The sequence below is a fragment of the Methylocystis silviterrae genome (genome assembly GCF_013350005.1).
GTDB lineage: Bacteria > Pseudomonadota > Alphaproteobacteria > Rhizobiales > Beijerinckiaceae > Methylocystis > Methylocystis silviterrae.
Window position 1 is genome coordinate 127,608 of record NZ_JABVWW010000005.1, and the last position, 26,994, is coordinate 154,601.

Here is a 26,994-nt window from a genome sequence, read left to right on the forward strand (position 1 = left end):
GGCCTATTGCTCCGCGAAAGTTTGTAGCTTCGCGACGGTCGCTATGGTCGGCGCGTAGGCAAAATCAGGGAATGCGGCGCGCGTCGCTTCGATGTCAAACGGACGATAGCCGTTATGCGGCATAGGTCCAACGCGCGGCGTCTCTTCGACCGCTACTTTACGCCGCGAGGCGCCGGCTACCGCTTCCGCGAGCGCGCGGAACGAATGCACCTCGCCGGTCGCTACATTGAGCACGCCGATCGAGCGCCGCGTCAATATCCGGAAAAGGATCTCGGCGAGATCGTCAATCCAAACATGGTCGCGTCGCTCCTCACCCGCGCCGAAAACCGCGATATTCTCACCGGCCGCCGCTAGGCGACGAAAACGATTGGGGCCATAGCCGTTGTGCGGATCCTCAAGACCATAGAGAAGAGTCGGACGCACGATCGTCAACGGCGCCGAGATATCCGAGCGAAATGCGATTTCCCGAGCAAGGTGCATGGCGCCGTGCAGCGTTCCAGGCGCCGTGGGCGTCTCTTCGTCAATCGGAACCGGCTCGTCGGCGTAGACGGCGTCCGAGCTGATGTTGATCACATGCGATGGAGCCGCATCCTTTAACGCCGCGACCATCGCGCGCGTCATTTTGACATTCTCGACAAGCATGTCGAGAGAGCGGCAAGGCGCGCGCGCCGCGGCCGCCACGACCGCATCGCCGGGCTGCAAAATCGCGCGCAATTGCTTCTCGGCGCCGTCGGCAAGAAGATCGATCTGCTGGCGAGTGATCGCCAACACGGGAATTTGCGCGCGCGCGATGCGGCGACAGAGCGCGCCGCCGACAAATCCACTCCCTCCGATGACAACAACGCGAGCGGGAGCCATCGGAGCGGGAGCGAGATGGCGTAGCATTAGAGGATTCCCGCGCTCGGGTTATGGCGAGCCCCGAGCGTGTAGTAATCGAGGCCGGCCGCCGCGGCGGCGCGTGGATCGAGTAGGCGATAGGGATCAATGACAATGCGACCCCGCATCGTCCGAGCTATTTCCTCAACTCCAACTCGACGATAAGCAGGCCAGGGCGTCAAGATCATCAAGGCGTCGGCGCCTTCTAGCGCCGCGAGCGGCGAGTCGACGCCCGTCAGTCGCGCGTGAGAAATTGCGCTTGCTTGCACGACGGGATCATGCGCGAAGAATCGAGTTTCTGGCAGACCCATGATCGTCGCGACGGACGGCGAATTTTTGATCGAATGCGTGTTTTCCTTGTAGGCGAGGCCCCAAACGGCGATCGTCGCCTCGGGCTTTTCACGAAGCAGAGCGGTCGTGATCGTGCGACGCACCCAATCGCGGCGCCGCCGGCTGTTATCGATCCATGCGCGGACGATGCCCGCATCCGTTTCGAAACGCTCGGACAAAGCAATGACCGTCGCAAGGTCACGCTCGAGATTCCCGCCTGCGATCCCCAATCCCGGCGCGAGATAGGCGCTTGGGCCGATGCGGGCGTCGAGCTTCAACGCGGGAACGATCTCGGACCACTCGGCCCCTATATTTTCACAAAGTTCCGCCAGCGTGTTGGCGACGCTGATCGAAGACACTAGGCAGCAGTTAATCGCGATCTTGCAGAGTTCGGCGCTCTCGTAACTCATCGGGATCAACGGACATCCGAATGCAGAGAGCAACGTCTCGTAGCGCGGCTCCAGCGGCGCATCGGAATCCGCGCATCCGATAATCGTTCGCTCCGGATGCAGCGCGCGCGCCATGGCGCGGCCAAACACGAGCGTTTCGACCTGGTAGTAAAGCCGCTCCGGCGGAACCGCGCGCACGCCGCGCGTAAAACCCGGCGGAACCTGGCAAAGAATGACGAGAATCCCATCGGGGCGTAGCGCCTTCGCCACCGCCTCGATAATGCCGACGATCGGGCTAAGATCGCTTTGGCCCCTATCGTCGGTCGGCACGTCGTATGAAATATAGACGATGTCGCATTCCGCGAGCCGCGAAAGATCGTTGGTGAAGGCTTGCCGAGCGCCATTGGCGCGCAGCAGATCATCGAGATCCGGCTCCTCGATCGGAGGCTGGCCCGCCGAAAGCCGCTCGATAAGTTGAGAATCGGAATCATAGCCGATCGTCTTAAAACCTTTCGCCGCGACGGAGGTCGCGGAGACGATCCCAAGGTGGGTCATGCCGGCGAAGCCGACGATGATATCCGAAGCGTGCTTGATTGCAGAAGTCATGCGTCTTGCCTGCGGCGTCGCCGCGAATGTTCGAGAACCACTTCCTCGAGTTGCGCCAACACGTCTCGCAGCCATATGTCGTTTGAGAGGTCGGTCTTTGCTCGAGATTGGCACATGCCCTTGAAATGCTCGTATTCGAGCTTCCAAGTCGGATCGTCCTGCACGAGCGTGACCGCCTGCTCCGGCGGGCGCCCCGACGGAAGAATTCGCCGTCGTATCGTAAAAGTTGACGGACCCCATTTACACAGCGATTCAATGTGAGCGCTGCCGTTTTCTGCAATGATATCGCAAGCGAAGTGATTGCGCCAAGACAGCAGCGTCATTTCGAGCTCGATGCGACAGGCGCCGTCTTCATTGCCGATAATGACGTGATCGGGCGACTTGTTCTCAAAGCAGTTGACGGCGAGCAGTTTAAATCTCGCATCGATGTCGCCGAACCAGAATCGGCATGTGTCCAGAAGGTGCGAGCCAAGATCCGGAAGCACGCCGGCCCCGCTATCGCGCCATTCCGAATTTCGTACGAGGCGCGCCGTTCCATTGCCATAGAACATGCGACAGGAATAGATCCGCCCCAGTTCGCCCGACGCAATGAGGTCGCGCATGCGCACGAAATGCGGTTCGAAGCGATGATTGTAGGCCGTGTAGCAAACGACGTTCGCGGCGCGCGCGAGGCGCCCGAGTTCGTCAAGTTCCGAGCCCGTACGCGTCCATAGCGGCTTTTCGACCAACGCGTGCTTCCCATTCGCGAGCAGATATTCAAGAATTTCGAATTTCGGCTCGTCTGGTATGCAGCACAGCGCCGCATCGAAGCTATCGAGCGGGATGTCTTTTATGTCTCGATAATCCGCGGAGGCATTGTAAGGGTCGACAGTCGCGACGAAGTCTTCGCCGGCGAACGCATGCCTTTTATGTCCCTGCACCCCGAGGCCGACTACGATCACTCTCATGGCGCTACACGTAATTCGTTTGTTTTTCCACCGCATCAAGCTTTTTCAAAATTTGCTTGGGCGCGATGGGCGCGTTGCCGTCGCATTCGCATTCGCAAGCGGCCGCGAGCAGACCGATGATGGTCGCCTGCGTCGGATCCTTCGTGGCGAGCATGGCGAGCGTCGAATATGCGAGGAGCGCATCGCCGGCGCCGACGGGGTCGACGAGATTCTCGACAAAACTGTCGAGCACGAAAAAGCTATCCAGCGATTCGTGATCTGTGCTTTGGCAGACGAGCACCCCGCGCTGCCCGAGCTTAAGGATCAGCAATTTACATTGCGCCTCATCGAATATCGCGGAGGCCAGAGGTCGAATGCCTGAGTCCTGATCGGCCAGCGCAAATCGCGCCTCGCGCTCATTCGGCGTAATCAGATCGAAACCGCGAAATTCAGTGATGTTTCCCCAGCGGCTCGCGACCTGGCTGTCGGCGACGCGATACGCGTTTGCCGGAATCGCCTCGATGAAATCGGGTATCGTGCGGCGATTGAAGATACCGTGACGGAAATCGGCATAGATAACCGCATCAGCGCCGCTGTTGCGCACCGTATCGGTCATCTTGTTGCACATGGCGTCCGTAATTGAGTTGTTGTCGAGCGTGTCGACTTTCAAAAGCCGATAGCCGCCGACGACGATTGCGTTCTTGTTTACGGTGGGACGACCGCGCTCCGTCACGACAGAGACACTGACGCCGGCCTGCTGAAGGTCGTTGACAACAAATTCGGCGTAGGCGTCATCGCCCAACACGGTGCAAAAAGAAACGTCCGCGCCGGCGGCGCGGCAGTGCTTGGCGACGATCGCCGCTCCTCCTGCATAGTCCGTTTTCGACTCAAACAGAACAGACAAGGTCGGGGTCTTGGTCTGGCCTCCGATCATGACGCAATTGGTGTAGCTGTCGACGATCGTGTCGCCGACCACATGAACGCGATAGGCGGAAAGCGCATTTATCGCGCGGCGCAGGTCTTCGAAGGAAATTCCTTTTCTCTCCATGATGATTTGGAGTTTTTCGAAGCGAAGCTTGGGAGCTTCGAGTTCAATGAGCTTCGAAGAGGAATAAACGATGTCGCCGGGCGTGAAGACGATCTCGCCGCCATAGGCGCGCACGGCTTCCGCTTCCTCCTCGGTCTTCGGACGCATCCCGGTTGTTGTGTATTCATATCCTTTTGCGAAGAGGTCAGGCTGAATGAGTTTCAGATTGGCGAGCGGCGTCGCATTGATGTCCACGACCACATAGTCGACCATCTCGAGAGCGGCGAGATTGAGCGCGCGCAAGTCCTGCGGCACATGCGGCCGATGAAGCCCCTTAGTGATGTGCGCGTCGGCTGTTATGCTCGTAATCAGAATATCGGCTTTGCCCTTGGCGTAAGCGAGATGCCGAATGTGGCCCGGATGAACCACATCGAAAACGCCGTGGCACATTATTGCGCGCTTTTCGCGCGGCATAGGACCGAGGATTGTGCGCAACTCTTCCGGCGTCTTGATTTTGCGGCCATAGAGTCGATTGAGTGAGCTATTGGGCATGAGCAACTCTGCGAGAAAGCGTCCTCGGTTGGAGTGAAGGCTTCGGTTGGGTCCCTACTCGTCGCGAGTCTTGTATCAAACTACTGCGCGTGCGGACTCATATCCGAGCCGCGTCGCCTCCGAGAAATTCGAACCACGTCTTCGTCGCCTTTGCGATCGACTCGGGATCCCAAAGCGGAGCGTCCTTCCAAAGATGTATCTGCTGCATCATCCTCGGCGCCCCCTCTTCAAACGGAACTTTCGGCCGCCAATCGAGAAGCGTAGAAATCTTCGTTATGTCCGCCCAGGTGCAATCGGGCTCGCCCGGCCGCTTAGGCACATAGACCACGTCCCCGCCGAGCAGGGACACGAGTTGATTGATTGATTTCGGAGCGCCGGCGCCGACATTAAAGCGCTCGCCGACGATATCCGTTTCGGCGGCGGCAAGAAACGCTTCGGCTACGTCCGTTGCGTAAATGAAGTCGCGTGATTGCGACCCGTCGCCGACCACAGTGTACGGCTTGCCCGCGAGTTTCTGGCGAAAGAAGACGCCAAAGACGGCGCCATATGCGCCCGTGGTGCGCACGCGCAAGCCGTATGCGTTAAATATGCAAATCGAATTGACAGGGAGCCGGTAGACGTTTCCCCAGTGAAACACCGCTTGCTCGCCCTGATATTTTGAGAGAGCGTAAGGATATTGCGGCGCGATCGGGTGATCCTCCCGCGTCGGCGTCGCGGCGAGGCCATAGCAGGATGAAGATGCCGCATAGACGAATTTTTTCACCTTTGCGGCGCGCGCGCATTCGAGCGTACGGACCGTTCCCTGGACATTGATGTCCATGTAATCGATCGGGCGCTCGATTGACGGAACGATGTCGCCAATGCCTGCAAAATGAAAAACATAGCGGCAATCCGAGAAGATCGGATCACCGGGCGCCAGCGTGCGTATATCTCTCCAATGACAGGCGAGGTCCGAGTTCTGCGCATGATGCGCAAGATTCGCTTCGCGCCCGCCCGACAAGTCGTCGATCACGCGAACGCAAAATCCGCGATCCAGCAGCAGGTCGACCATATGGCTCCCGATGAAGCCCGCGCCGCCTGTCACCACAGCAATAGGTTTGCCGTTCATGCTGCTTTCAATCTTTGCAGCCGCTTGACGTTGAAATAGGAGTCGTCGTCGAAACTGTTCGGCAAGCGATTTTCTCGGAATGCGACGCAGAGTTCGCGCACCGCGTCCTCGATCGTGCGCCGCGGCTGAAAGCCCAGCGCGCGCGCGATCTTGCCCGAATTGATGTGATACGAGCGCAGATCGTCGCTCGGCGTCGTCACAATTTCGAGATCGCCTCGTTCGGGATATTCTTCGAGCACGACCTTGCGAACCAGTTCGGCGATTTGCATCAGAGAGAGATTTTGATATCCGACGTTGAAGATCTCGCCTTGGATCTTTTCCGCAGGCGCCTGAAGAAACATCTGCGCCGCGTCGACATAGTCCTGAATATGCAGGTTTGGTCGTAATTGTGAGCCGCCGAAAACCGTGATCCTGTTCTTGTTCACGGCGTGATTGGTGAGAATGTTTACGGAGAGATCCAGTCGCTGGCGCGGCGCGTAGCCGCACACGGTCGCCGGACGGAAGGTGACGCCCGTGAAACCGTCATCTATGTGTCTGTTGAGCAGCGGCTCGCACATTCCCTTGTATTTGTTGTAAAGCGTCAGGGGCACGAGCGGATGGTCTTCCGTCACCTCGGGTTGGTCGGAAACGCCATAAACCGAAGATGAAGACGCATAGATGAAGCGCTTGACGCCCGCGTTCTTGGCCGTGAGCACCATTGGCTCGAAGGCCTCCAAATTCACCGAGGTCGAGAGTCGTTCATCGAGTTCGAAGCTGGCGTCATTGGAGATGCAGGCGAGGCTCAAGAAAGCATCGTGGCCGGCGACCGCAGCGGCGAGCTTTGCTCTGTCGCGTATGTCACCCTGAACCACCGTTAGGTTTGGGTCGTCTTTCGGCAGGAATTCGCAACCGAAATACATGACGTCATACACGGTCACCTTGTAACCAGAGCGAAGGAGCTGTGGAACGAGGCGGCTCCCGCAATAGCCGGCGCCGCCCGTAATGAAAACACGTTCGAACAGTCGCGTCATCGAACATCCTCGCGTATGTCGCTTACGCCGCCGACCTCGGCGGCCAATTTTCGCTGCGCAACGTCGATTTCGAATCCCGAAGCCGTCGCGTCGCGATAGAACATTTGTACCGTCTCGAGAGAAAACTGCGTGAGATCCTTTCCAACCAACTCTAGCTTGGAAAGAATGCCGGGCGTGGCGGTGATGATATGGCAGCCCGCCTCCTGCGCGTGAAAAACGTTTAGCAACTCGCGCGGGCTCGCCCAAAGCAGCTCCGCTCGCGGGCGCGACGCAAGCGCCGCGCGGCAGGCCTTCATGTGAGGAACAGGATCAACGCCGGTATCGGCGATTCTCCCGGCAAAGACCGAAATAATCGCCGGCGTTTCGGGCGCGAGCGCCGCGGCGACGTCGCGAACCTGCTGCACGGTCATGATCGCGGTGACGTTGAGCGTCACGCCTTCGTTGGAAAGCGCGCTCAGAATAGGGCCGGTAAACTCGCCCTTCGTATTAACAACTGGAATCTTCACGTTGACGTTTGGGCCCCAACCGGCAATGACGCGCGCCTGGCGCGCCATCTCGGAGAGGTCGTCGGCGAATACTTCGAATGAGACGGGACGATCCGGAATCGCCTCGAGCACCTTGCGCGCGAATTTTTCGTAATCGGCCACGCCGGCTTGGCGCATCAGCGTCGGATTCGTCGTGAAGCCGACGATCCTCGGATCGCGATACATGGAAATCATTTCCCCAAGATCGGCGCCGTCGGCAAAGAGCTTAATGAAAATTTTCGGCATGAGCGACTTTCAGCTGTCTGCTTGTGACAATGATAGGATCCAGTCGGCGGCCTCGCAGAACGAGCCGACAATTCTATCCGGGCGTTCGGGGGGCTGTTCCGCCGTATAGCCAAGATCTATGAACACGGTGCGGCACCCAGCCGCAGCGCCGGCTTCTATGTCGCTCGCTCGATCGCCTACCATGAAGCTCTCCTTGAGATCGAGCTTGATTTCGCGCGCAGCTTCCAACAGCATTCCAGGCTGCGGCTTGCGGCAGGCGCACTGGCTCGTATGGCAGCAGATCTTTATCGCATCAAGAGGCATTGCGTGGCGAAGTCGGAGGCTCATTTCGTCGACGATCTCACGCGCAATTCGGCCCGCCCCCACATCTGGCTGGTTTGAAACGACGACGGTGAAGAAGCCCGCTTCCTTCAACCTCGCAACGCACCTCGGCGCGTCCGGATAAATGGCGAATTCCTCGAGAGTCGTCGGTGCGAAACTGCGGCCTTCGCGAAACTGCGGCACCACGAGAACGCCGTCACGATCCAAAAAAACGGCGCGTCGCGGCCCGAACATCCTTGGCTCCTACCACTTCGTCCCACGCGACTGAAGAGCTGGATGAGACACGAGGCAATGCCAGACGACTGCCTGAAACGCTTCGGAAAGCGGCGTCACGCGGCCGGCGTCGACCTGCGGAATCACGACCGCCACGTCGCCATGGGCGCTGGCGTGGCCGTCGGCGCGACCCACGATCGCAAAAACGCGGGCGCCACGCTGCTTTGCAAGATCGATGGCCTTCACAAGATTGACGCTGACATTGCGGGCCGCGTTCCCGCCACCCACTGAAAAGACGAGGATTGCGTCGCCGCTGGATAGCCGGCTGACCTCAAGCCATCCTGTGAAGATTGTATCCCATCCCTCATCATTGGCCCGAGCCGTCAGCTCCGAAACATTATCGGTCGGCGCATAGGCTTCGATCCCGCACAATTTTCGAAAATCATTCGCCGCATGACCACAATTTCCCGCGCTGCCCCCGACGCCCAATAGAAACAACCGTCCATCGCGCTCACGCAATTGACTCAACTCTTGAGCGAGCCGCTCGACCACGCCGGTGTCAAGAAGTCCTGCAACCTCTCGCACCTGCTCCATAAAATTGATGACATGCGACAGGGCAGCGCTCCAGTTTAACAAGCAAAAGCTGGTTAGAATATCGCCCTGTGAGAGTCAATCCACGCGACGCGTCGAATCGGTAGCGACTGAACTTGATTTTAACCACGCAATCACTTGCTGCAAGAGCAAACCAGGGAAAGCCGACGCCCGAATGCGGCCTATGTCGAGCGGGTCAACCAGGTCATTGGCGACTTGGCGCCACCGAAATGCTAATCTGTCTTTCGCCCCGAAAATACAACATGCGTCCTATAAATGGTTGAGCTGAGATTTAATCCACAGATCGCGCTCGACTGGACGACGAAAACCAACAAACCGAGGCGCGGGGCGCACAAGAACGCGAAGCGGGTGAGCAAAGATGAGCGGTGCGAATTTTGACGTTGTCATAGCGGGCGCAGGCGTTGTCGGTCTCGCCGTGGCCCGCGCGCTCGGCGAGACGGGATACAAAGTTCTGGTTACCGAAAGCGCTCCGACGATTGGTTCGGGCGTCAGCTCACGCAATTCCGAAGTCATTCACGCTGGTCTGTACTATACGCCCGACAGTCTGAAGGCGCGACTATGTCGGCGAGGCGCCGAGTTGCTCTACCAATATTGCTTCGATCGCGACGTTGGATTCCAGCGGCTCGGAAAGCTGATCGTGGCGACGCAGCCCGATCAGAAGGCCAAACTCGATCAGATCGCTTCGAACGCGCTCGCGAGCGGCGTTCGAGACCTCATTCGCCTCGAAGCGGCGGAGGCGCGCAAGCTCGAGCCGAGCCTTGCCTGTTGCGGCGCGATCCTGTCTCCGTCGACCGGCATTGTCGACAGTCATGGGTTGATGTTGGCGCTGCAGGGCGACGCTGAAGAGTGTGGCGCGACTTTCGCTTTCAACGCCAAAGTCGTGGGCGGCGCGGTGACGCAAAGCGGGATTACGCTCCATATTCGCGACCGCGCCAGCGACGACGTCTCCTCGCTTGAGACGAGGGCTTTCGTGAACGCCGCCGGGCTCGGCGCGACGACGCTCTCCCGAGCCATCGACGGATTTCCGGCCTCCATGACGCCGCAGCTTTATCTCGCGCGCGGTTGCTATTTCACGCTCTCCGGGCGCGCGCCTTTTTCCAGGCTCATCTATCCCGTTCCTGTGGACGGCGCTCTGGGCGTTCATCTTACGCTCGACCGCGCCGGACAGGCGCGGTTTGGCCCAGATATCGAATGGATCGATGAAATCGATTACAACGTGGACCCGCGGCGCGCCGAGGCCTTCTATGACGAAATTCGTCGCTACTGGCCCGGCGTTCTAGACGGGGCCCTGCTTCCCGGCTACGCCGGCATTCGACCGAAAATCTCGGGGCGGGGGAAACCTGCCGCAGATTTTCGCGTCGACGGGCCACGCCAACACGGCGTCGAGGGCCTCGTCAATCTGTTCGGAATTGAAAGCCCGGGACTGACGGCCTCACTCGCTCTCGCCGAGCTGGTCCGCGATCGCCTCAGTGAGGCGCCTTGATGTGGAACTCACAACGCGACGCCCGCAAGTCCAGTCGTCGATATGGCTTGTGGCGCTTGTGGCTGGAGAACGAAAAGAGGCTTTAGGGTCCAGACTCATAACAGTCTCATCGTTGGACATGCGACGCGCGACGCGCCTCAAGCAGTCTGCTTTCTTCCTCGGTGAGGCGCCGCCTGCTCGTGTCGCCATCGCGTTCGCCGCGATTTGCGCGGCGCAATGGTGCAGCCCTCACGCAATGGGCAGATTGGGTGGCTGGTGGGATGAGGCCAGAAGTGAGAAAGTGTGAGCGCTAGGCGTCGATCTTTTGCGCCGCCCCAAAAACTCGGCCCAATGACATGAGAATTGTCGCGCGCCTCAGGTGGCTGGCTGCGAGCAGCACTCAAGTCGATCTGACAAATCTCGCACAAAGGGAATGACGTGATTCAGCGGTTCCTCTGGCTAGCGATGGGCTATTGGAAAGGCCAGACGCAACGCCCGGCGTGGATTCTCTCGGTTGGATTTCTCATCTGCCTGGTTGTGAACACTTACATGGCTCTGGCCGTGAATCGCTGGAGCAAGAGTTTCTTCGACGCGCTTCAAACGCATAAAGTCGATGAAGTGACCGGGGGAATTCTTCAACTCGCCATTCTGGCCGTCGGCGTCGGTCTTGCCTCAATCGCGACAACGCAGTTTCGTATGAGACTTCAGGTCAACTGGCGATTGTGGCTCACCGCCTCGCTCATCGAGAAATGGCTCGTCAACGAATCGCGCCAAGCATGCGCCATATCCCCCGCAATCGATAATCCTGAAGCCCGCATCGCGGATGACGGCCGGCTGGCGATCGAGCTTTTTGTCGATCTCGCCGGAGGCGTCTTCAATATTTTTTTGGTGTCGGCCGCCTTCATCCTCGTTCTCTGGCAAGTCGGGGGATCCTACGAGTTTTTCGGCGTGGTCATACCCGGCTATCTGGTGCTCGCGGTCTTCGTCTATTCGGTGGTGACTTCGTTTTGCATGTGGGTGCTGGGACGACCGCTGGTGGCAAGCGTCGAAGCAAAGGCCGCGGCGGAGGGGAACTTCCGCTATGCGCTCACCCGCGCCCGTCATGAGTTCGAATCCAGAGCGGTGGTGGAAGTCGACGAGGACATCGATCGCGATATTGGCGATTACCTGCGTCACCCTGTCGTTAAGGGGGTTCCGATCATTCCCGATCGGCTGCCCGAGATCGACGTCCAGACCAGGAATCCCTTCGACAGATTTCTCTTTCTGCTCGCAACGACCTGGGGGCGCGTCATCCAGGGGCAGACAAAGATCGTTTTTTTAACGCATGCGAACAATCTACTGGCTCCCGCCGTTCCCCTGTTGCTTGGCGCGCCGAAATATCTTGCCGGCGATCTTACGCTTGGAGATCTGATGCAGGCCGCCGCAGCCTTTTTGCAGGTGCAACTTTCCCTCAATTGGCTTGCCGACAACGCCCTGAGCATCGCCAACTGGTCGGCGTCGGCGCGGCGCGTCGCGGCCCTTGACTTAGCGATTGATACGACGCGTGAGGCGACATGAGCCGGCTTCGCATGCACAGGGAGAGTCATCTCGTTCAGCGCATCGGCTGGCTGCGGGCGGCGGTGCTCGGCGCCAATGACGGCATCGTGTCGACGGCGAGCCTGATCGTCGGCGTCGCCGCTGCGGCCGCGCCGCGCAGTGAGGTGCTGATCGCCGGCGTGGCGGGGTTAGTGGCCGGCGCCATGTCGATGGCCGCGGGCGAATATGTTTCGGTCAGCTCCCAATCCGATACCGAAAAGGCCGACCTCGCGCGCGAACGCAAGGAATTGAGCGAGCAAATCGAACTCGAAAGGGAGGAGCTTGCGCATATTTACGTCGAGCGCGGCGTCGACCTTGAGCTGGCGCGGCAGGTCGCTTCGCAATTGATGGAGAAGGACGCCCTGACCGCGCATGCGCGCGACGAATTGGGCATCTCGGATATCGCCAGCGCGCGGCCGGTGCAGGCGGCGCTAACGTCGGCCGTCACCTTTGCCGCTGGAGCCGTGCTGCCGCTCCTCGTCGTCGGGATCGCGCCGCGAGACGCGATCATCCCCATCGTCTCGGCCGCATCTTTGGGGTGCCTGGCCCTTCTCGGCGCAATCGGCGCGAAAGCCGGCGGCGCCGGCGTCCTGCGCGCCGCGGTGCGTGTGACGTTCTGGGGCGCATTGGCGCTGGCGCTGACGGCGGGCGTCGGCAAGATTTTCGGCATGGCCGTTTAAATGAACCGGCGATTGCGGAAACGGTTCTATAGGGCGAATGCAAGGAATGGATTGCGAATGGAACAGCAGATGATTCGCCTGGGGTTTGTCGCGATCCTGAGCGTCGCTTTCAGCACAGTCGGCGCGGCCATTGCGAAGGAGCCTGCGCCAGCCGAAGTGGTGACAGAAATCGCCAGGGCGACAAGAACCGCCACGGGGCAGCCGATCACACTTCCGCAGGGGCCCTTGGAGGTCGTGGCTTCGATTTACACTCTGGCGCCCGGCGTCAAATTGCCGGAACATAAGCATCCGTATCAGCGCTATGCCTATATTCTTCAAGGCGAACTGATGGTCCAGCAGGCCGATTCCTCCTCGCGCGTCTATCACGCTGGAGAATTCGTCATTGAAAGCGTCGACCGCTGGCATTTCGGCGCGACGGTCGGGGCCGTTCCGGTCAAATTGCTGGTGATCGATCAGTCGCCGCCAGGCGGTGACGTCACGGTCAATCGGCCAACGGCGCCATAACGGCAGTCAGAACACGACCGCCCGTCCGTTAGACATCCGCGAAGCGTTTACGTGTCGCGCTAGAGCCGCGCCTCGAGGATCATGTTGAACGGCGTCGCCGCCGCCTTGCGGAAATGGGAGAAGCCGCCTTCGCGCACGACCTCGCCGATGCGCTTTGCGCCGGCCTGGGCGCCGAGCGCGAGCCCGACGTCCTGATTGAGCGACGTCGGCACGCAGATGTGGGTCGAACCGGCGTAATAGACCCGCCCAACAGGGTTTAAATTGTCCGCGAGGCTGTCGCCGGCCGCCGGCTCGATCAGCATCAGCGTTCCGTCTTCCGCCAAGACGTCGCGAATATGCGCCACGGCGCCGACGGGATCGCCCATGTCGTGCAGTGAATCGAACATCGTCACCAGGTCGTAGCGTTCGCTGGCGAAATCCTGCGCCCGCGCCACTTCGAAGCGCACGTTCTTGCGACCGTTCGCCTTCTCCCTTGCATGAGCGATCGAACCCTCGTGGTAGTCGATCCCGACAAATTCCGAATTCGGAAAGGCGTCGGCCATGAGCAAGGTCGAGACGCCATGGCCGCAGCCAACGTCGGCGACTTTCGCGCCGCGCTCGAGCTTGGCGGTGACGCCGTCAAGCGCCGGCAGCCATTCGGCGACGAGATGCGTCCGGTAGCCCGGCCGGAAGAAGCGCTCCACGCCGCAGAACAGACAATTGCAATGGTCGCCCCAATGCATGCCCTTTCCGCTCTTGAAGGCCTCGGCGAGTTTGGGTTCGTCGTGAAAAATCGCCGACATCAGGCTGAAGCCTCCCACCATGAAGGCGGGGCTGTCCTCTGCCGCAAACACCGCCGTCTGCTCGGGAGACATCGAAAAGGTGCGCGCCTCGGCGTCATAATCGACGAAGCCGGAGGCCGCTTGCGCGGAGAGCCATTCGCGCACGTAGCGTTCATGCGTGCCGGTCTTGTCGGCGAGTTCGGCGGAGGTCGCGGCGCCTTGCGAGAGCGCGCGAAACAGACCGAGCTTGTCTCCGATGATCACCAGAGCCGCATTGGAAGCCGCTCCAAGTTCATTGACGACCGTTCCGAGCAGCGAGTCGAGCTTGTTCGTGTCCAGGTTCATCGCTCACCTCTCATTGTGGATGGCCGGCGGGATGCGCCTTTGGCTATCGCGCGCCGGCAGCGCGCTGTGTCGCTCGACTTGGTCGCTGCGAACCGAGACTGCGGCCTAACGCAATTTGATCGTCAGATCCGTGCCGTCGTTTCCGGTCTCGCCGCTGACCGGCTGGTCCGAGATGATGAGCGACGCCCCGGTCCACAGCCGCTCCGCGATCCGCTCGCGAACGTCTTTTGGGATGTCGACGCGCTCCAGCGCTTCGGACGGGCTCGCGCCGGCGGGGCGCCAATCCCAGGATATGTCGGCTTTAGCATCGGCCGACGCCACATTCTTCCTGCGCACCGTCTGCGCCTCCGGCATCGACACGACCGACCATTCGAGCGAACTCCCGTCCTCCTTGGCCGCCGTCGCAATATAAAGATGCGAGCCGAGCGGCGCGTCCGGATCGCGGATCTCGATTGGCGCATCGAAAAGCGGCGACAGGGCCTGGCGAACATAGATCCGCCGATCCTTCTTGCTGATCAGCACCGAGATGGGCGCTACGCGCCGCTCGGCTTCTCTTTGAGCGGTTGCGGCGGCGGCGGCGGTCGTTCTCGCCTCCTCCAAACGCCGGTCGGCGTCCGCCCGATCCGAGTCACTGGCCGCGACGGCCGTTCTCGCCTGTTCGAGCTTTGCCGTGGCTTCCGCAAGCGTGGAGTCGGCGTTGATCTTCGCCTGCAGCGCCGCGTCCTGAATGAAGAGCGCTTTTCCATAGGCTCTCGTCAGGCGGTCGGCATTGGCTTTCGCCAGCGCATCGCCTGCCGACGCGCTGCGTTCCGCCGTGACGGCCGGCTCCTGCTGGCTGTCGGCCGCCGCCGTTGCAGCGCCGGATAATGCAGCGGTCGCGTCCGCTCTGACGCGGGCCGAGGCCTGCGCGGCTTCTGCGGCGCGGAGTTCCGCCGTGGCGCGCACGGCCTCTTTTTGCTTGAGCGCCACTTCGGCTGACAAAGCCTTGACGGCTCTGTTGGCGGCGGCGGCTTCAGCCACGGCCTTGGCCTTGAGCTGCTGGGCATATTGGCGCGGATTCACCGTCAGCCGTTCGGCGGCGGCGGCTTGGCTCGCGGGAACCGAGGACGCGGGTCTGTCAGCCGAGGCTTCGCCTTTCGGCTGGTCCGCATTGTGCTGGACCTTGATGGCAGGCGTTTCGGCCGAGTCGAGCGCTGGCTGCTGCGAGTCTGCAGCGGGCGCGGCTGCGTCGACCGAAGCGACCTCAGCGTCGGCTTCCACCTTGGGCTTCTCGGCTTCCTGCGCCGAACTCGCGGCGGGCGCGTCGGCCTCGACGGCGGAGGGTTGTTGCAGATCGGCGGTCGGCGAGGCGGCTCCAGCCGTTTCGCCGCCGGCGTCGGCTTTGGGCTGCTCCGCCGGCTGCTGCGGAGCGATCGCGGGGCGATCCGCTGCGACGTGGAGAGGCTGTTGAGAGTCAGCCGCTGGCGCGCCTTTTTCTGTTTCTGCGGACGCGCGCATCTTAGGCGCGGGCAGCAACGGGTGTTCGAATTCGGCGGGAAACACGTCATGGGGCGAGATCACGACCCGCTCGCCGATTCTGGTCATGCCCCAGATCTTCGCCGCGAATGCGGCGGGCAGCCGGATGCAGCCGTGCGAGGCCGGATGCCCTGGCACGACCCCAAGATGCATGGCGATGCCGGACCAGGTGATCCGCTGCATGAACGGCATCGGTGCGCTGGAATAGATGTTGGATCGGTGGAACCGTTCGCGGCCAATGATGGTGAAAATGCCTTTCGGCGTCGGATGTCCGGCGACGCCTGTCGAGATCGCCGAACGGGCGACGAGGCCGCTATGGTTGTAGATCGACACCTGCTGGTCAGCGATGGAGGCGATGAGGAAGAGCGGCCGATCGAGCGGCGCGACCTCGGGCTTGGCGTCGCGCAAAGACGCCGCGCCGCTTTTGTCGCTCGCCGGGCGGGAGATTTTTTTTCGCGCGGCCGGGCGTTGCGGGCGAGCGATCTCTGGAACCGCATTGATGAGAGGCTCGTGGTCGCCCCAGAAATAAAAGCCCTGCGCCATGACGGGCGTCCGCGCAAAGCCGAGCGCCGCGGCGGCGGTCACCGCCACCTTCGAAAAAAGCCGGGCGCGAGAGCGCGTTCGTAAGCGCATGTGCCGCTCCAAACTGCGGTTGAGCACCTTCGGTACTAAGGCGAATCTCTTATTTAAACGATAATGAATGGCTAATACGTGGCCAAACAGCAACCAAGATCAAGATCCAATGCTTGAGCTTTGCTTCGCGCGGCGAAGAGAGGATTGTTTTGACTTAACTTTGCAGCGCAATGGCGATGAATCTCGTGATCGTCGCGAAGGCGGCGTCGGTCTCCTTCAAGACGCCGGGGAAGAAATAGAAGCCGTGCGGCATGGCCTCGCCGATGAAATGCGTGACCTTCACGCCCACCGCCGTCAATTTCTCGGCAAAGGCGCGATTGTCGTCGATAAGCGGATCGACGGTTCCGCTGATGAGCAGAGTTCGCGGATAGCCGTTCAAATCGCCGAGCGCCGGGCTCGCCCAGGGATCCCGCCACTGCTGCGATTTCGTAAGATAGGCGCCCCGCGCAAATCCCATGAAGGACGCGTCGATCACGACGCCCGTCGGGGCAAGCCGCTCGTAGGACGCAAATTTTTCGAAGTGAAAATCCGTGACTGGGCATAACAGCACGGTCGCCAGAATGGAGATGCGTTCCTCGCGCCCTCTTATCGGCAATGCGGCCGCGAGGTTGCCTCCGGCGGAATCGCCGCAGACCAATATGCGCGATGCGTCGCCGCCGATGTCGGCGCCTCTATCGCGCATCCAGCGCAAAACCGCCATGCAATCGTCGAGGCCGGCTGGAAAGGGCCATTCTGGCGCCCAGCGATAATTGACGCTAACCACGATGACGTTGTTTTCGGCGGCGATGCGGCTGGTGACATAGGCCGTGTCCTCGGATCGTCCGACGACAAAGCCGCCGCCATGCACATACAGCATCATCGGCATTGGTCCGTCGCCAGGCGGCGTGAAACATTCGCAGCGGATCGGACCTGCGTCCGACGAAACGGCGAGGGTCGTGACGAAGACCTGCGGATAGAGCTGCGCGGCGCTCGGCGGCAGTTCCGCCGGGTCGATCGCCAGCCCCTCGCCTCTGTAGCAGGCGCGCACGGGCGCCATCATCATGTCTCGCATCGCGAGGGGCGCGCGCAGTTTCGACAGCAATCGATAGAAGGGCGCGGCCGGATCATTTTCGGCGACGCTGACGACTCCTGGTCCGTCCGTGCGCTCGTCGACAAAGTCGGACGAGGCGGCGCCGCGATTTTCGATGTCGCCCATCAACTCTTCTCCAAAACTCTGCGCTTTCAGATCGGCGGGTCGGCGATGTTGATCCGCCTCGTCGCCGCTTTGATCTGCCATCCGACCGGCGCCATCCGTTTCCACCACGAAGACGCCCACCGAAATATTGTCGTGTCCGCCGCCGCGGCGCGCGGCGTCGATCAATAGCCGGCAGGCCTCCGGCGGCGGGTTTTTTGAGACCACTTCGGCGATCCTTGCGTCGGAGACGAGATTGGTCAAACCGTCGGAGCACAAGACCACGATGTCGCCCTGTCGCAGCGGCAGGCCTTCCGTCCAGATTGTCGGCTCGACGTCGAGACGCGTGCCGAGCGCTTGCAGAATGACATTGCTTCCGGCGCCTTTGCCTGCATCCTCCGGCGACATGACGCCGTCGCGCACCAATTGCGCGTGCAGCGTCTGATCGTCGGAAAGTTGGGTCAGCCGTCCGTCGCGCATCAGATAGGCGCGGCTGTCGCCGACATGCGCGAGCCACAGAAGACCATCCCTGACGCCGAGCGCCGTGCAGGTCGTCCCCATGCCGGCGCAGTCGGGATGTTTGGCGGCATAGGCGAATATCGCCCGATTGGCGGCGTCAAAAGCGGCGCGCAGCGCCTCGGACGGGATCTTGTCGAGCGAATAATAGACGCGCCGCACGACTTCCAGCGCGAGCGCGCTCGCAACTTCGCCGGCGGCGTGGCCGCCCATGCCGTCCGCGACAAGCGCCAGCGCGCCAAAATCGCAAGCCTGCGAGGGGCTGGCGCTCGCGATGAAGGCGACGGAGTCTTCGTTGAGCTGCCTGACGCATCCGACATCCGTGTGGATGGCGCCTGCGATGCGCAACGGGGCGGCGGATGACCGGTTCGCCGTCATCGGAAGACGGACCCTTTACTATTCGCCGCGCCTGTGTGAGTTCGGCGCCATATTACAATAGGCTCATCCTCGTGAGGCGTCGCGACATCTTGGGTTCGCTGCGTATCGATTCCAGGACCGCCGATTGGCGCCGCGAGCGGGATCGTCAAATCCGCTCGCGGCCACCGTATGCGTCAGGCGTCGCCGCGCCGCCTAGATCGCCTGCATGGCTTCGGGCTTGCCTCGCGCGCGTTTCGCCATCAGCCGGTTGAGCGCCGAGACATAGGCGCGCGCCGAAGCGACGAGCGTGTCGGGATCGGCGCCGCGGCCGGTCACCGACTTGCCGTTCTCGCTCAGGCGCACGGAGACCTCCGCCTGCGCGTCGGTGCCTTCGGTGACGGCGTGGACCTGGAACAGCTCCAGAGTGGCCTCATGCGGCGCGAGCGCCTTGATGGCGTTGAAGATCGCGTCGACGGGTCCGTTGCCGGTCGCCTGATGCGTCAGCTTCTGTCCGTCAATGTCGAGCGTAAGCGCCGCCGACTGCGGACCATGCGTGCCGGCCATCACCATCAACGCCTCGACCTTGATATGGTCGTGAGCGTTGACGATCTCGTCGTCGACCAGCGCGACCAGATCTTCGTCATAGACGAACTTCTTGCGGTCGGCCAAATCCTTGAAGCGGTTGAAGGCGTCCTGCAGCGCATTCTCGCCGAGATCATAGCCGAGTTCCTTCAGCTTTTCGCGAAACGCGTGGCGGCCCGAATGCTTGCCCATGACGAGCGAGGTCTTGGAGACCCCAACGCTTTCCGGCGTCATGATCTCATAGGTGTGCGCATTCTTGAGCATGCCGTCCTGGTGGATGCCGCTCTCATGCGCGAAAGCGTTCCGCCCAACGATCGCCTTGTTGTATTGCACGGGGAACGACGTCACCGCCGAGACGAGCTTCGACGCGCGCGTCAGGAGCTTGGCGTCGATATCGGTGAAGAAGGGCAGCGCGTCGGCGCGCGTCTTCATCGACATCACGATTTCTTCGAGCGCGGCGTTGCCGGCCCGCTCGCCGATGCCGTTGATCGTGCATTCCACCTGCCGCGCGCCGCCGCGCACGCCCGCGAGCGAATTGGCGACGGCCAGTCCCAGATCGTCGTGACAGTGCACCGAGAAGATCGCCTTGTCGGAATTGGGCACCCGCTCGCGCACGGCGCGGAACAGCTGCTCATATTCCGCCGGCGTGATGTAGCCGACGGTGTCGGGAATGTTGATCGTGGTCGCGCCCGCCGTGATCGCGGCCTCCACGCAGCGGCAGAGAAAATCGAACTCCGTGCGCGTGCCGTCCTCCGCCGACCATTCGACGTCGGCGACGTGATTGCGCGCGCGCGTCACCGACGTGGAGACCATCTCCAAGACGCGCTCCGGCTCCAGCTGGAGCTTGTATTTCATATGCACCGGCGAGGTGGAGATGAAGGTGTGGATGCGCGGGCGCTGGGCCTCCCGCAACGCTTCGGCGCAGCGGTCGATGTCTTTCTCGGAAGCGCGCGCCAATCCGGCGACGGAGGCGTTCTTGACCCGCCGCGCCACTTCGCTGACGCTCTCGAAATCGCCGGGACTGGCGATGGGAAAGCCGGCCTCGATAATATCGACGCCCAATTGGTCGAGGAGATCGGCGACCTCGAGCTTCTCTTCCAGGGTCATCGAGGCGCCGGGCGATTGCTCGCCGTCGCGCAGGGTGGTGTCGAAAATCAGGACGCGCGCGTCGTTATCTGCGACGGCGCCGGGCTGTGACGTGTTGCTCATCGGTTTTGAAATCCTGCTGTGCCGCGCCCGCTGAGGGGCTCTTGTCGTCTGACTGCATGACATGTCCCCTGAAGGCCTGGGCGCGAGCCCGTCGGGCGCTCAGGGGCGACTAAGAAGCAGCAGGCCGAAAAGCGGCAGGGAACGCGGCCGAGCGAATCCGCGCGCGCGCGCCGGCGTCGCGTGGTCATTCGCAAAGGCGGTTGCGTTGGGCAACGATCTCGTCCCGTTCCGGCGGCGTTGGCCGCAATCGGCATCAGAATAGCGCAAGACCCTGCTGCGCCGCAAGCGCCGCATCGGCGTCTGCCATCGCGCGCGGCTCGCGGGCCGTCATAAAGTGAAACAGACAAGGACGCCAAACGCCTAGGCGTCTCGACGAGGAGAATTTTTGCGGCTGAAACGCTTATGGCTCTTGCCGAAACGAACCGATGGGACCTAACATTCAGCTATGGTCAAAACCGCCTTCTCCATCCGCCATGCGCGTCCCGGAGACGCAGAGCAGATCACGCGCGTTCACGACGCCTCGTGGCGCTACGCCTATCGCGGCGTCATACCCGGCGCCGAGCTTGAGCGGATGATCGCCCGCCGCGGCCCCAACTGGTGGCATTCGGCGATTGTGCGCGGCACCGGTCTTCTCGTGCTGGACTTCGACGACGATATCGTCGGCTACTCGACCTATGGGCGCAACCGCGTTCCATCCATGCCCTATTCCGGCGAGATCTTTGAGATCTATCTGGCGCCAGAGCAGCAGGGGCTTGGCTTGGGACGTCGGCTGTTCAACGCCACCCGGCGCGAACTCGCCGAGCACGGCTATCTCTCCACCATCGTCTGGGCGCTGGCCGACAATGAGAAGGCGCTTGCCTTCTATCGCAGCCTCGGCGGACAGACCGTCCGCCGCGCCGAGGAGCGGTTCGGCGCGGACATGCTGACGCGCGTCGCCTTCGGTTTCGTTTCGGCGCCCGTGCGGTAAATCATATTTGGCGACATAAACGCGAAGCTATGTGAGGATACAGACCGCGCAGCGCCGCGATCCTCGCCAGGTTTGTTGCGCGACCTTCCTCAACACAACCCACGACTGCGCCGGCCGTTCAGGCTGCGCCATCTATCGCAATCGGAGCACTTGAATGCGTCTCGACGCCATTCCTATCGGCGCGAACCCGCCGCACGAAGTCAATGTCATCGTCGAGGTGCCGCTTGGCGGCGAGCCGATCAAATATGAGCTCGACAAGGCCTCCGGCACGCTGTTTGTCGATCGATTCCTCTATACGGCGATGCGCTATCCCGGCAATTACGGCTTCATTCCGCATACGCTTTCGGACGACGGCGATCCTTGCGACGTGCTCGTCGCCAACACCCGGCCTGTGGCGCCGGGCGCGGTTATCGCGGTCAGGCCGATTGGCGTGCTGCGCATGACGGATGAGGCCGGCGGCGACGAAAAGATCGTCGCCGTGCCGTCGGCGCGGCTCACGCAACGCTATATCGACGTGAAGAATTACACCGACCTGCAGGAGATGACCTGGCGTCGGATCGAGCATTTCTTCGTGCATTATAAAGATCTCGAGCCCGGCAAATGGGCCAAGATCGCGGGCTGGGGCGACGCCGCCGACGCGCGCGCGCTGATCAGCGAGGCGATTGAACGGGCGCGAGCGGCGAAATAGCGTCAGAGCAGGTTCCGAAAAAGTTGACAGACTTTTTCGATGAGAACCTACTCTAGCATTTTGGTTTTGAGCGATTCCTTATCGATCACATGATTCCATGTGATCGGGAAGCGCCCTAGCGAAGCGGCGGCGTGCGCGACACCACGCCCTTCTTGAAACAGGCCGGCCTGTCCTTCCAGGCGACGATGCCGTTGTCGGTCGCAGCGAAGCTTTGCGCCGAGTCGATCAGTTCGTCGAGATGGACGCCTTCAAGATCGCCGATCACATACGTCCATTTGCCGTCGCCGGCGAAGGCGACCGTCGCGGGGCGCTTGCACACCGCGAGGCATTCCACCGGTTCGACGGCGATTTCGAGATTGCGCTCGTCAAGCCGCGCGCGCAGCGCCTCCAGCAAAAGCGCGCCAGGACGCATGTCGGCGTCGCCGCCGTCGCGGCAGGAGACGCAAACAAAGACCGTGACGCCCGGCGCAGCCATTTCGGAACTCCTGTCTATGGACGCGCCTTCTCGACCAAAGCCGCGCCAAAAACAAGGGCGTCCGCCTCTCAGATCACGCTGCATTTGGGCGGAATCGCCCAAATGCAGATAAATTGATCGATTCTGAAAGTTTAGAGCGCGCTCTATGCGAAAAACCGGTTCCCACTTTTTCGCAGCGCGCTCTAAGGCGTAAAGGCGCAGCGCGCGCCGCCGCCGGCCTTCTCCGCGACTTCATCGGCGTCGACGATGCAGTCGAGCGCCGTAATCGACGCATGCGAAGAGCCTGCCGCGCCTTCCGCCGCGACGCCATTCTCGATCAAGGTCGCGTAGAGTTCATTCGCCTTGCGGCCGCTCAATTCGATCTTCTTCGCGCCGAAGGTCAGTTCGCAGGCGCGCGACGTGATGTCGACATTGCCGGCGCGGCAGTCGATGGCGTCGGCCTTCACCGCGACGCGCTGGCCCTTGGCATGCGGCGCTTCGGCGCGTCCGGCGAAATAGGCCGCGAGAAGCTTCTTGTCGGCGGCGCTCGTTTGAGGCGACAATTCGCCGACGATCGCCGAAAGCGCCAGCGCGCTCGAGCCGCTGCTCGCGCCCGCTTGAACTGCCGCCGGCGCGAGGGCGGACAAGAAGACCAATCCAACCGTCTTGTATGCAATCATGGCGAATCCTCCGATAAATAGAACTGCGCAATTGACGACGAGCTCCTGACGAAAGTGCGGCGCGGGCGTTCAGTCGACGGCGGCAAGTCTATCCGCCATTTTGCGCGAGCGTGAATGCGCGCTCTTTAAAAAATAGAGGCGAGGGCGGACCGTCGAGGCCATTCGAGGCAACTGGGATTGAACTACCGCACCGCGGCTCAGCACCCCTTACGGCGCTCCCACATTTGAAGCTGATTGACGCGGCTTTTCTCCCACCCGCTCAGCCGCCCGTAAGGTGGAAAACAGCCAGCTCCGAACACGGCCCGCGCCCGGTCGGTATTGAAGCAATAGCCGTTACGCGCGTATATCCGGTTGCGTGCGTACCAGAGTTCCTCGCAAGACATATAAGCCGGATCCCGCGCCGCCGCCGGGGTCGGCGCAGCAACGATCAATCCCACGCCTATCGCGCCGATAAGGCCAAGCGCCGTGAAAATCTTCTGTGTTCTCATCGGAAATCCCCTCCTGTAATTGGGGTTACTTACGATCCACGCCATTCTTTTCAATCACCGTGTTGTATTTTTCCCTTCGCTGCCCGGCGGCGCGTCAAAAAATTCGGGCCGGTATTCGAAATGCATCGTGTCGAAATGCCCCCATTTGCCGCCCCAGATGAACCCATGGCGTTCGAAAATCTCCACGATCTCGTAAGGAATCCGATTGCGGTAACCGCCTTTGCGCCAGAGCCAATAATCAGAGAAGGCGGTGTTGAGATCAATCGCCGCGCCATAGGCGTGCATGCTGCGTTTGCCAGTGTCCTTCACAACGCGGCAATTGAAGGCGCCGGCGCTCGGATAAGCGTAACGCTTAATGTCCTGCGGCAGACGATCGATTTCCGCGGCGACCGCGCGCAGCTTTTCGGCGACGCCATTGATCGTGGTGACTCGCACCTTGCCAGTGAACCAGGGAATATCGGTCAAATGCTTTTGCGTTTCGCGCTTGTCGCAATCCCCATACATCTTGTCGAAGAAGGCGGCGTTGCGGAAGCGCCCCGGATCGTCCTGCGGTCCGGGAGGCTTCGTCAGCGCGCCCTTGGGATAGGGAAGGCTCAGCTGATCTAGGAGAGAGGCGTTTTTCAGTTTCTCGTCGAAGCTCTTGTCGGTCCTGCCGTCAGAGAGATTTTGTCTTGTTCCGTCGCGGAATATGATCCCGGCGTCATCGCGACCGCTTATTTGGTCAGGATAGGCGTGCGTCAACGCGTCGGGCGAAATCGCCTGCCCACGAGCGGCGATGGAAAAGAAAAGCATCGCGAAGCCCGCGAGGAGCGAGCCGCGCTCTAAGCGGCGTCGCACTGCGTCTCGATCTTGCGTCGTCCCAAAAAAGACAGGCGCGGCGGCCGACCGAGCCGGTCGCACTGGTTCGCGAGATGCAAAACGCTTTCGACATGCACGTTGCGCGTCTCCGTGCGGACGCCATGGGCGCGGAGTTTGGCGAAAGCGCGCGACAGCGTCTCCTGCTTTACGCCGAGCCGCGCGGCGATCAGGCGCTTGTCATAGGGCAAGCGGAAGCGGCACCGGTCTTCGCCCGGCGGGCAGAGGCCAAGTAGGAAATGGGCGAGGCGCTGATCGGCGTTCTGGCTTTTTAGCGACTCGACCTCGCCAATGAGGCGCGCGACGCTCTCCTTGGAGTCCTGTATCACCGCGGCGCAGAGCGACGGCGACTCTTGGAGAAGCCGAGCGAAGCGCGCCGCCGGCAGCTTGAGCGCGCGCGTCGCGCCCACCGCCTTGGCGGAGAGCGTGTGAAGCTCATCGGCGTCGGTCGGCGCCTCGCCGATCATTTCGCCGTCCGAGCGAATGCCGATGAGCGTTTGGCGTCCCGAAGACGAAAGGCGCAGCAGCTTCACATAGCCGCTCAAAACGAATGCGAGGTCTGTGACCACAGAGCCTTGATGGAAAAGCACATCGCCGTCCTGGAGGGACTCGATCCTAGCGTCCGCCGACAGACGCGACAATGTCGCTTCGTCGACCCCGGTGAAGAGCAGCGCTCTGCGCAGCTCCCCCGGGCCCGCCGGCTGCGGCGCGCACGGACCGGCGCGTCTCTTTTGCGAGGCGCTGTCATAGCTTCGCATGGCGGGGCCGGTGTCGACTGTCAAGCTCGCGCCTCCTCCCGAAGCGCGCGGAATCACGCGTGTCATCCAAGGGATGACACGACGCATGAAGCGGAGGCGCCGCCGCTCCCTCCCGCGCATGTTCCTCTTAATGCCGCCAACGGGAAGGCTAACGCGAACCGTCAACCCGCGAAAGGCGACGCACGCGGGACAAACCGTCGCACGGGTTAGCGTCGTCGGCCGCCACGCTCCAGCAGAAACACAGCCTGTTCGCCGAAGAAATTCCAAACCCACCAAGGCGCGCTGAAGCGGATCGGCGCGCCGGCGCGATCAAAGGCGACGCCGCGCTCGATGTGCGCGCCGAGTTCGTCGACGATCTCGACGAAGTCACGGATGGTGCAAAGATGAATGTTCGGCGTGTCATGCCAGTGATAGTCAAGGCGCCCGGTGACCGGCATGCGGCCGCTAAAGGCGAGCTGCGCGCGTACGCGCCAATAGCCGAAATTGGGAAATGAGATGATGGCGCGCCGACCGATGCGCAGCATATTGGCGAGCGCCGCGCGCGGGCGCCGGGTCGCCTGCAGCGTCTGGGAAAGAATGACATAGTCGAATCCGTCGTCCGGATAATCGGAGAGGTCGGTATCGGCGTCGCCCTGAATGACGGAAAGTCCTTTCGCCACGCATTCGTTGACGCCGCGCTGCGAGAGTTCGACGCCGCGGCCGTCGACGCCCTTCTTCTGCGCCAGGAGCTTCAGCAAGGCGCCGTCGCCGCAGCCGACGTCGAGAACGCGCGCGCCGGGCGCGACCATCTCGGCGATGACCGCGAGATCGAGACGCGGTTGCTCGAGCGGCTGCGCGGGCCGCTCAGGCGCGTCGGCCGCAGGCGTGAAGGTCATTTCGAGGTTCCGTCAGGCGCGAGGCCGCGCGCGTCTGCGGCTGAATCGAGAAAGCCGCGCGTCGTCGCAATGAACATCGGCTCGTGCAGCAGGAAAGCGTCGTGCCCCTTGTCGGATTCGATTTCGACGAAGGACACCGACGCGCCGCCGGCGTTGAGCGCGTGAACGATGGCGCGCGAGTCCGAGGTGGGATAGAGCCAGTCCGACGTGAAGGAAACGACGCAAAAGCGCGTCTTGGTGTCCTTGAACGCCATGGCCAGCGAACCGCCATAGTCGGCGGCAAGATCAAAGTAGTCGCAGGCGCGGGTGACGAAGAGATAGGAATTGGCGTCGAAGCGCTCGACGAAGGCGAGGCCCTGGTAGCGCAGATAGTTCTCGACCTGAAAATCCGCGTCGAAGGAGAAGGTCGGCGCGCTGCGGTCCTGCAGCTTGCGGCCGAACTTACGCTGCAGCGCCGCTTCCGAGAGATAGGTGATGTGCGCCGACATGCGCGCCACCGCGAGCCCCTTCTCAGGCCGCACGCCTTGCTCCTGATAGCGCCCCGAGCGCCAGTCCGGATCGGCCATCACCGCCTGTCGGCCGACTTCGTGAAAGGCGATGTTCTGCGCCGAATGTTTGGCGGCGGTGGCGATCGGCATGGCCGAAAAGACCCGCTCCGGATAGCTCGCCGCCCATTGCAGCACCTGCATGCCGCCCATCGAGCCGCCGGCGACGCAAAACAGCGTCTCGACGCCAAGATGATCGATGAGCATCGCCTGCGCCCGCACCATGTCGCGGATGGTGACGACGGGGAAGTCGACGCCATAGGGCTTGCCAGTCGTCGGATTGATCGACGCCGGGCCGGTCGTGCCCATGCAGCCGCCGACGACATTCGAGCAGATCAGGAAATAGCGGTCGGTGTCGAAAGGCTTGCCGGGCCCGACCATCGCCTCCCACCAGCCGGACTTGCCGGTGACGGGATTTACGCCCGCGGCGTATTGGTCGCCGGTGAGCGCATGGCAGAGCAGAATGGCGTTGCTGCGCGCGGCGTTGAGCTGCCCGTATGTCTCGTAAGCAATCGCGAGCGGCGCGATGCGGCCGCCGCCGTCCGTCAGAAGCGGTCGGTCCGGGGGAAAAACGACGGTTTTCGGCGCGAAGCCCTCGCTGCAGGCCGGCCGCGCTTCTGACAATACGGACAAG

The 26,994-nt window shown here is 61.8% G+C and carries 26 protein-coding genes; 6 read left to right on the plus strand and 20 right to left on the minus strand.

Features of this window, described 5'->3' with window-relative positions:
• Nucleotides 1-3: 3 nt before the first annotated feature.
• The 9 genes from HUN39_RS07605 to HUN39_RS07645 all read right to left on the minus strand — a co-directional run bounded on the left by HUN39_RS07605 (nucleotide 4) and on the right by HUN39_RS07645 (nucleotide 8,722).
• Nucleotides 4-885 (minus strand): NAD-dependent epimerase/dehydratase family protein, encoded by an 882-nt coding sequence (locus HUN39_RS07605; protein WP_123174418.1) that lies wholly within the window; start codon nucleotides 883-885, stop codon nucleotides 4-6.
• On the minus strand, nucleotides 885-2,201 hold the full coding sequence (locus tag HUN39_RS07610; RefSeq protein ID WP_175093867.1) for a nucleotide sugar dehydrogenase: 1,317 nt from the start codon (nucleotides 2,199-2,201) through the stop codon (nucleotides 885-887). The genes HUN39_RS07605 and HUN39_RS07610 overlap by 1 nt, the downstream gene beginning before the upstream one ends.
• On the minus strand, nucleotides 2,198-3,148 hold the full coding sequence (locus HUN39_RS07615; protein ID WP_175093868.1) for a Gfo/Idh/MocA family protein: 951 nt from the start codon (nucleotides 3,146-3,148) through the stop codon (nucleotides 2,198-2,200). The genes HUN39_RS07610 and HUN39_RS07615 overlap by 4 nt, the downstream gene beginning before the upstream one ends.
• Nucleotides 3,149-3,152: 4 nt before the next feature.
• Nucleotides 3,153-4,706, minus strand: a complete 1,554-nt coding sequence (locus tag HUN39_RS07620) for a PfkB family carbohydrate kinase (RefSeq protein WP_175093869.1) — start codon at nucleotides 4,704-4,706, stop codon at nucleotides 3,153-3,155.
• A gap of 97 nt (nucleotides 4,707-4,803) precedes the next feature.
• Complete coding sequence (locus HUN39_RS07625) at nucleotides 4,804-5,814, minus strand: NAD-dependent epimerase/dehydratase family protein (RefSeq protein WP_175093870.1); 1,011 nt, start codon at nucleotides 5,812-5,814, stop codon at nucleotides 4,804-4,806.
• Nucleotides 5,811-6,824, minus strand: coding sequence for an NAD-dependent epimerase/dehydratase family protein (locus HUN39_RS07630; RefSeq protein ID WP_175093871.1), 1,014 nt, complete (start codon nucleotides 6,822-6,824; stop codon nucleotides 5,811-5,813). The genes HUN39_RS07625 and HUN39_RS07630 overlap by 4 nt, the downstream gene beginning before the upstream one ends.
• Nucleotides 6,821-7,594 carry a transaldolase gene (locus HUN39_RS07635; protein ID WP_175093872.1) on the minus strand — a complete coding sequence of 258 codons (774 nt, stop codon included), beginning with the start codon at nucleotides 7,592-7,594 and terminating at the stop codon, nucleotides 6,821-6,823. The genes HUN39_RS07630 and HUN39_RS07635 overlap by 4 nt, the downstream gene beginning before the upstream one ends.
• 9 nt (nucleotides 7,595-7,603) lie before the next feature.
• Nucleotides 7,604-8,149: a D-glycero-alpha-D-manno-heptose-1,7-bisphosphate 7-phosphatase gene (locus tag HUN39_RS07640; protein WP_175093873.1), complete on the minus strand. Its 546-nt coding sequence runs from the start codon at nucleotides 8,147-8,149 to the stop codon at nucleotides 7,604-7,606.
• A 9-nt stretch (nucleotides 8,150-8,158) separates the two neighbouring features.
• The gene (locus HUN39_RS07645; protein ID WP_175093874.1) at nucleotides 8,159-8,722 is read right to left on the minus strand and encodes an SIS domain-containing protein; all 564 of its coding nucleotides are present in this window, start codon (nucleotides 8,720-8,722) and stop codon (nucleotides 8,159-8,161) included.
• Nucleotides 8,723-9,098: 376 nt separating this feature from the next.
• On the opposite strand from HUN39_RS07645, the gene HUN39_RS07650 reads away from it, so the two are divergent.
• From HUN39_RS07650 to HUN39_RS07665, 4 genes are all read left to right on the plus strand, one after another.
• A complete protein-coding gene (locus HUN39_RS07650) occupies nucleotides 9,099-10,223 on the plus strand; it encodes an NAD(P)/FAD-dependent oxidoreductase (RefSeq protein ID WP_175093875.1) in 1,125 nt (374 codons plus the stop codon).
• A gap of 417 nt (nucleotides 10,224-10,640) precedes the next feature.
• Nucleotides 10,641-11,759 (plus strand): SbmA/BacA-like family transporter, encoded by a 1,119-nt coding sequence (locus tag HUN39_RS07655; RefSeq protein WP_175093876.1) that lies wholly within the window; start codon nucleotides 10,641-10,643, stop codon nucleotides 11,757-11,759.
• A complete protein-coding gene (locus HUN39_RS07660) occupies nucleotides 11,756-12,457 on the plus strand; it encodes a VIT1/CCC1 transporter family protein (RefSeq protein WP_175093877.1) in 702 nt (233 codons plus the stop codon). The genes HUN39_RS07655 and HUN39_RS07660 overlap by 4 nt, the downstream gene beginning before the upstream one ends.
• 57 nt (nucleotides 12,458-12,514) lie before the next feature.
• Nucleotides 12,515-12,961 carry a cupin domain-containing protein gene (locus HUN39_RS07665; RefSeq protein ID WP_175093878.1) on the plus strand — a complete coding sequence of 149 codons (447 nt, stop codon included), beginning with the start codon at nucleotides 12,515-12,517 and terminating at the stop codon, nucleotides 12,959-12,961.
• Nucleotides 12,962-13,020: 59 nt separating this feature from the next.
• Here HUN39_RS07665 and HUN39_RS07670 read toward each other — a convergent pair whose 3' ends face one another.
• The 4 genes from HUN39_RS07670 to HUN39_RS07690 form a co-directional block, all read right to left on the minus strand.
• The gene (locus tag HUN39_RS07670) at nucleotides 13,021-14,067 is read right to left on the minus strand and encodes a class I SAM-dependent methyltransferase (RefSeq protein ID WP_175093879.1); all 1,047 of its coding nucleotides are present in this window, start codon (nucleotides 14,065-14,067) and stop codon (nucleotides 13,021-13,023) included.
• A 105-nt stretch (nucleotides 14,068-14,172) separates the two neighbouring features.
• Entirely contained in the window at nucleotides 14,173-16,215 is a 2,043-nt protein-coding gene (locus HUN39_RS07675) for a L,D-transpeptidase family protein (RefSeq protein WP_175093880.1), read from the minus strand.
• A gap of 154 nt (nucleotides 16,216-16,369) precedes the next feature.
• The gene (locus HUN39_RS19215; protein WP_232365973.1) at nucleotides 16,370-18,280 is read right to left on the minus strand and encodes an alpha/beta hydrolase fold domain-containing protein; all 1,911 of its coding nucleotides are present in this window, start codon (nucleotides 18,278-18,280) and stop codon (nucleotides 16,370-16,372) included.
• A 192-nt stretch (nucleotides 18,281-18,472) separates the two neighbouring features.
• Nucleotides 18,473-20,050: a 2-isopropylmalate synthase gene (locus HUN39_RS07690; protein WP_175093882.1), complete on the minus strand. Its 1,578-nt coding sequence runs from the start codon at nucleotides 20,048-20,050 to the stop codon at nucleotides 18,473-18,475.
• 445 nt (nucleotides 20,051-20,495) lie between these two features.
• Between HUN39_RS07690 and HUN39_RS07695 the strand changes: the two genes are divergently transcribed.
• Both HUN39_RS07695 and ppa read left to right on the plus strand, forming a co-directional pair.
• Nucleotides 20,496-21,017 carry a GNAT family N-acetyltransferase gene (locus tag HUN39_RS07695; RefSeq protein WP_175093883.1) on the plus strand — a complete coding sequence of 174 codons (522 nt, stop codon included), beginning with the start codon at nucleotides 20,496-20,498 and terminating at the stop codon, nucleotides 21,015-21,017.
• Between the two features lie 154 nt (nucleotides 21,018-21,171).
• Complete coding sequence (gene ppa, locus HUN39_RS07700) at nucleotides 21,172-21,705, plus strand: inorganic diphosphatase (RefSeq protein WP_123174392.1); 534 nt, start codon at nucleotides 21,172-21,174, stop codon at nucleotides 21,703-21,705.
• 115 nt (nucleotides 21,706-21,820) lie between these two features.
• On the opposite strand, the gene HUN39_RS07705 is transcribed toward ppa, so the two are convergent.
• The 7 genes from HUN39_RS07705 to metX form a co-directional block, all read right to left on the minus strand.
• Nucleotides 21,821-22,180 (minus strand): DUF1636 family protein, encoded by a 360-nt coding sequence (locus HUN39_RS07705; protein ID WP_175093884.1) that lies wholly within the window; start codon nucleotides 22,178-22,180, stop codon nucleotides 21,821-21,823.
• 182 nt (nucleotides 22,181-22,362) lie between these two features.
• Nucleotides 22,363-22,839: a hypothetical protein gene (locus HUN39_RS07710; RefSeq protein WP_175093885.1), complete on the minus strand. Its 477-nt coding sequence runs from the start codon at nucleotides 22,837-22,839 to the stop codon at nucleotides 22,363-22,365.
• Nucleotides 22,840-23,036: 197 nt separating this feature from the next.
• Nucleotides 23,037-23,327 carry a YARHG domain-containing protein gene (locus HUN39_RS07715; RefSeq protein WP_175093886.1) on the minus strand — a complete coding sequence of 97 codons (291 nt, stop codon included), beginning with the start codon at nucleotides 23,325-23,327 and terminating at the stop codon, nucleotides 23,037-23,039.
• Nucleotides 23,328-23,381: 54 nt separating this feature from the next.
• Nucleotides 23,382-24,119, minus strand: a complete 738-nt coding sequence (locus HUN39_RS07720) for a M15 family metallopeptidase (protein WP_175093887.1) — start codon at nucleotides 24,117-24,119, stop codon at nucleotides 23,382-23,384.
• 29 nt (nucleotides 24,120-24,148) lie between these two features.
• Nucleotides 24,149-24,964 carry a Crp/Fnr family transcriptional regulator gene (locus HUN39_RS07725; protein WP_232365974.1) on the minus strand — a complete coding sequence of 272 codons (816 nt, stop codon included), beginning with the start codon at nucleotides 24,962-24,964 and terminating at the stop codon, nucleotides 24,149-24,151.
• A 182-nt stretch (nucleotides 24,965-25,146) separates the two neighbouring features.
• The gene (gene metW, locus HUN39_RS07730) at nucleotides 25,147-25,815 is read right to left on the minus strand and encodes a methionine biosynthesis protein MetW (protein WP_175093888.1); all 669 of its coding nucleotides are present in this window, start codon (nucleotides 25,813-25,815) and stop codon (nucleotides 25,147-25,149) included.
• Entirely contained in the window at nucleotides 25,812-26,984 is a 1,173-nt protein-coding gene (metX, locus tag HUN39_RS07735) for a homoserine O-acetyltransferase MetX (protein ID WP_175094022.1), read from the minus strand. The genes metW and metX overlap by 4 nt, the downstream gene beginning before the upstream one ends.
• Nucleotides 26,985-26,994: the final 10 nt, after the last annotated feature.

What these genes read in the sequence shown, in the direction of transcription:
- metW (WP_175093888.1), bottom strand. Translation starts at nt 25,815, where the DNA reads ATGACCTTCACGCCTGCGGCCGACGCGCCTGAGCGGCCCGCGCAGCCG.
- ppa (WP_123174392.1), top strand. Translation starts at nt 21,172, where the DNA reads ATGCGTCTCGACGCCATTCCTATCGGCGCGAACCCGCCGCACGAAGTC.
- HUN39_RS07605 (WP_123174418.1), bottom strand. Translation starts at nt 885, where the DNA reads ATGCTACGCCATCTCGCTCCCGCTCCGATGGCTCCCGCTCGCGTTGTT.
- HUN39_RS07720 (WP_175093887.1), bottom strand. Translation starts at nt 24,119, where the DNA reads ATGCTTTTCTTTTCCATCGCCGCTCGTGGGCAGGCGATTTCGCCCGAC.
- HUN39_RS07625 (WP_175093870.1), bottom strand. Translation starts at nt 5,814, where the DNA reads ATGAACGGCAAACCTATTGCTGTGGTGACAGGCGGCGCGGGCTTCATC.
- HUN39_RS07660 (WP_175093877.1), top strand. Translation starts at nt 11,756, where the DNA reads ATGAGCCGGCTTCGCATGCACAGGGAGAGTCATCTCGTTCAGCGCATC.
- HUN39_RS07665 (WP_175093878.1), top strand. Translation starts at nt 12,515, where the DNA reads ATGGAACAGCAGATGATTCGCCTGGGGTTTGTCGCGATCCTGAGCGTC.
- HUN39_RS07610 (WP_175093867.1), bottom strand. Translation starts at nt 2,201, where the DNA reads ATGACTTCTGCAATCAAGCACGCTTCGGATATCATCGTCGGCTTCGCC.
- HUN39_RS07690 (WP_175093882.1), bottom strand. Translation starts at nt 20,050, where the DNA reads ATGAGCAACACGTCACAGCCCGGCGCCGTCGCAGATAACGACGCGCGC.
- HUN39_RS07670 (WP_175093879.1), bottom strand. Translation starts at nt 14,067, where the DNA reads ATGAACCTGGACACGAACAAGCTCGACTCGCTGCTCGGAACGGTCGTC.
- HUN39_RS07705 (WP_175093884.1), bottom strand. Translation starts at nt 22,180, where the DNA reads ATGGCTGCGCCGGGCGTCACGGTCTTTGTTTGCGTCTCCTGCCGCGAC.
- HUN39_RS07620 (WP_175093869.1), bottom strand. Translation starts at nt 4,706, where the DNA reads ATGCCCAATAGCTCACTCAATCGACTCTATGGCCGCAAAATCAAGACG.
- HUN39_RS07695 (WP_175093883.1), top strand. Translation starts at nt 20,496, where the DNA reads ATGGTCAAAACCGCCTTCTCCATCCGCCATGCGCGTCCCGGAGACGCA.
- HUN39_RS07710 (WP_175093885.1), bottom strand. Translation starts at nt 22,839, where the DNA reads ATGATTGCATACAAGACGGTTGGATTGGTCTTCTTGTCCGCCCTCGCG.
- HUN39_RS19215 (WP_232365973.1), bottom strand. Translation starts at nt 18,280, where the DNA reads ATGACGGCGAACCGGTCATCCGCCGCCCCGTTGCGCATCGCAGGCGCC.
- HUN39_RS07635 (WP_175093872.1), bottom strand. Translation starts at nt 7,594, where the DNA reads ATGCCGAAAATTTTCATTAAGCTCTTTGCCGACGGCGCCGATCTTGGG.
- HUN39_RS07645 (WP_175093874.1), bottom strand. Translation starts at nt 8,722, where the DNA reads ATGGAGCAGGTGCGAGAGGTTGCAGGACTTCTTGACACCGGCGTGGTC.
- HUN39_RS07650 (WP_175093875.1), top strand. Translation starts at nt 9,099, where the DNA reads ATGAGCGGTGCGAATTTTGACGTTGTCATAGCGGGCGCAGGCGTTGTC.
- HUN39_RS07715 (WP_175093886.1), bottom strand. Translation starts at nt 23,327, where the DNA reads ATGAGAACACAGAAGATTTTCACGGCGCTTGGCCTTATCGGCGCGATA.
- HUN39_RS07615 (WP_175093868.1), bottom strand. Translation starts at nt 3,148, where the DNA reads ATGAGAGTGATCGTAGTCGGCCTCGGGGTGCAGGGACATAAAAGGCAT.
- HUN39_RS07675 (WP_175093880.1), bottom strand. Translation starts at nt 16,215, where the DNA reads ATGCGCTTACGAACGCGCTCTCGCGCCCGGCTTTTTTCGAAGGTGGCG.
- HUN39_RS07630 (WP_175093871.1), bottom strand. Translation starts at nt 6,824, where the DNA reads ATGACGCGACTGTTCGAACGTGTTTTCATTACGGGCGGCGCCGGCTAT.
- HUN39_RS07640 (WP_175093873.1), bottom strand. Translation starts at nt 8,149, where the DNA reads ATGTTCGGGCCGCGACGCGCCGTTTTTTTGGATCGTGACGGCGTTCTC.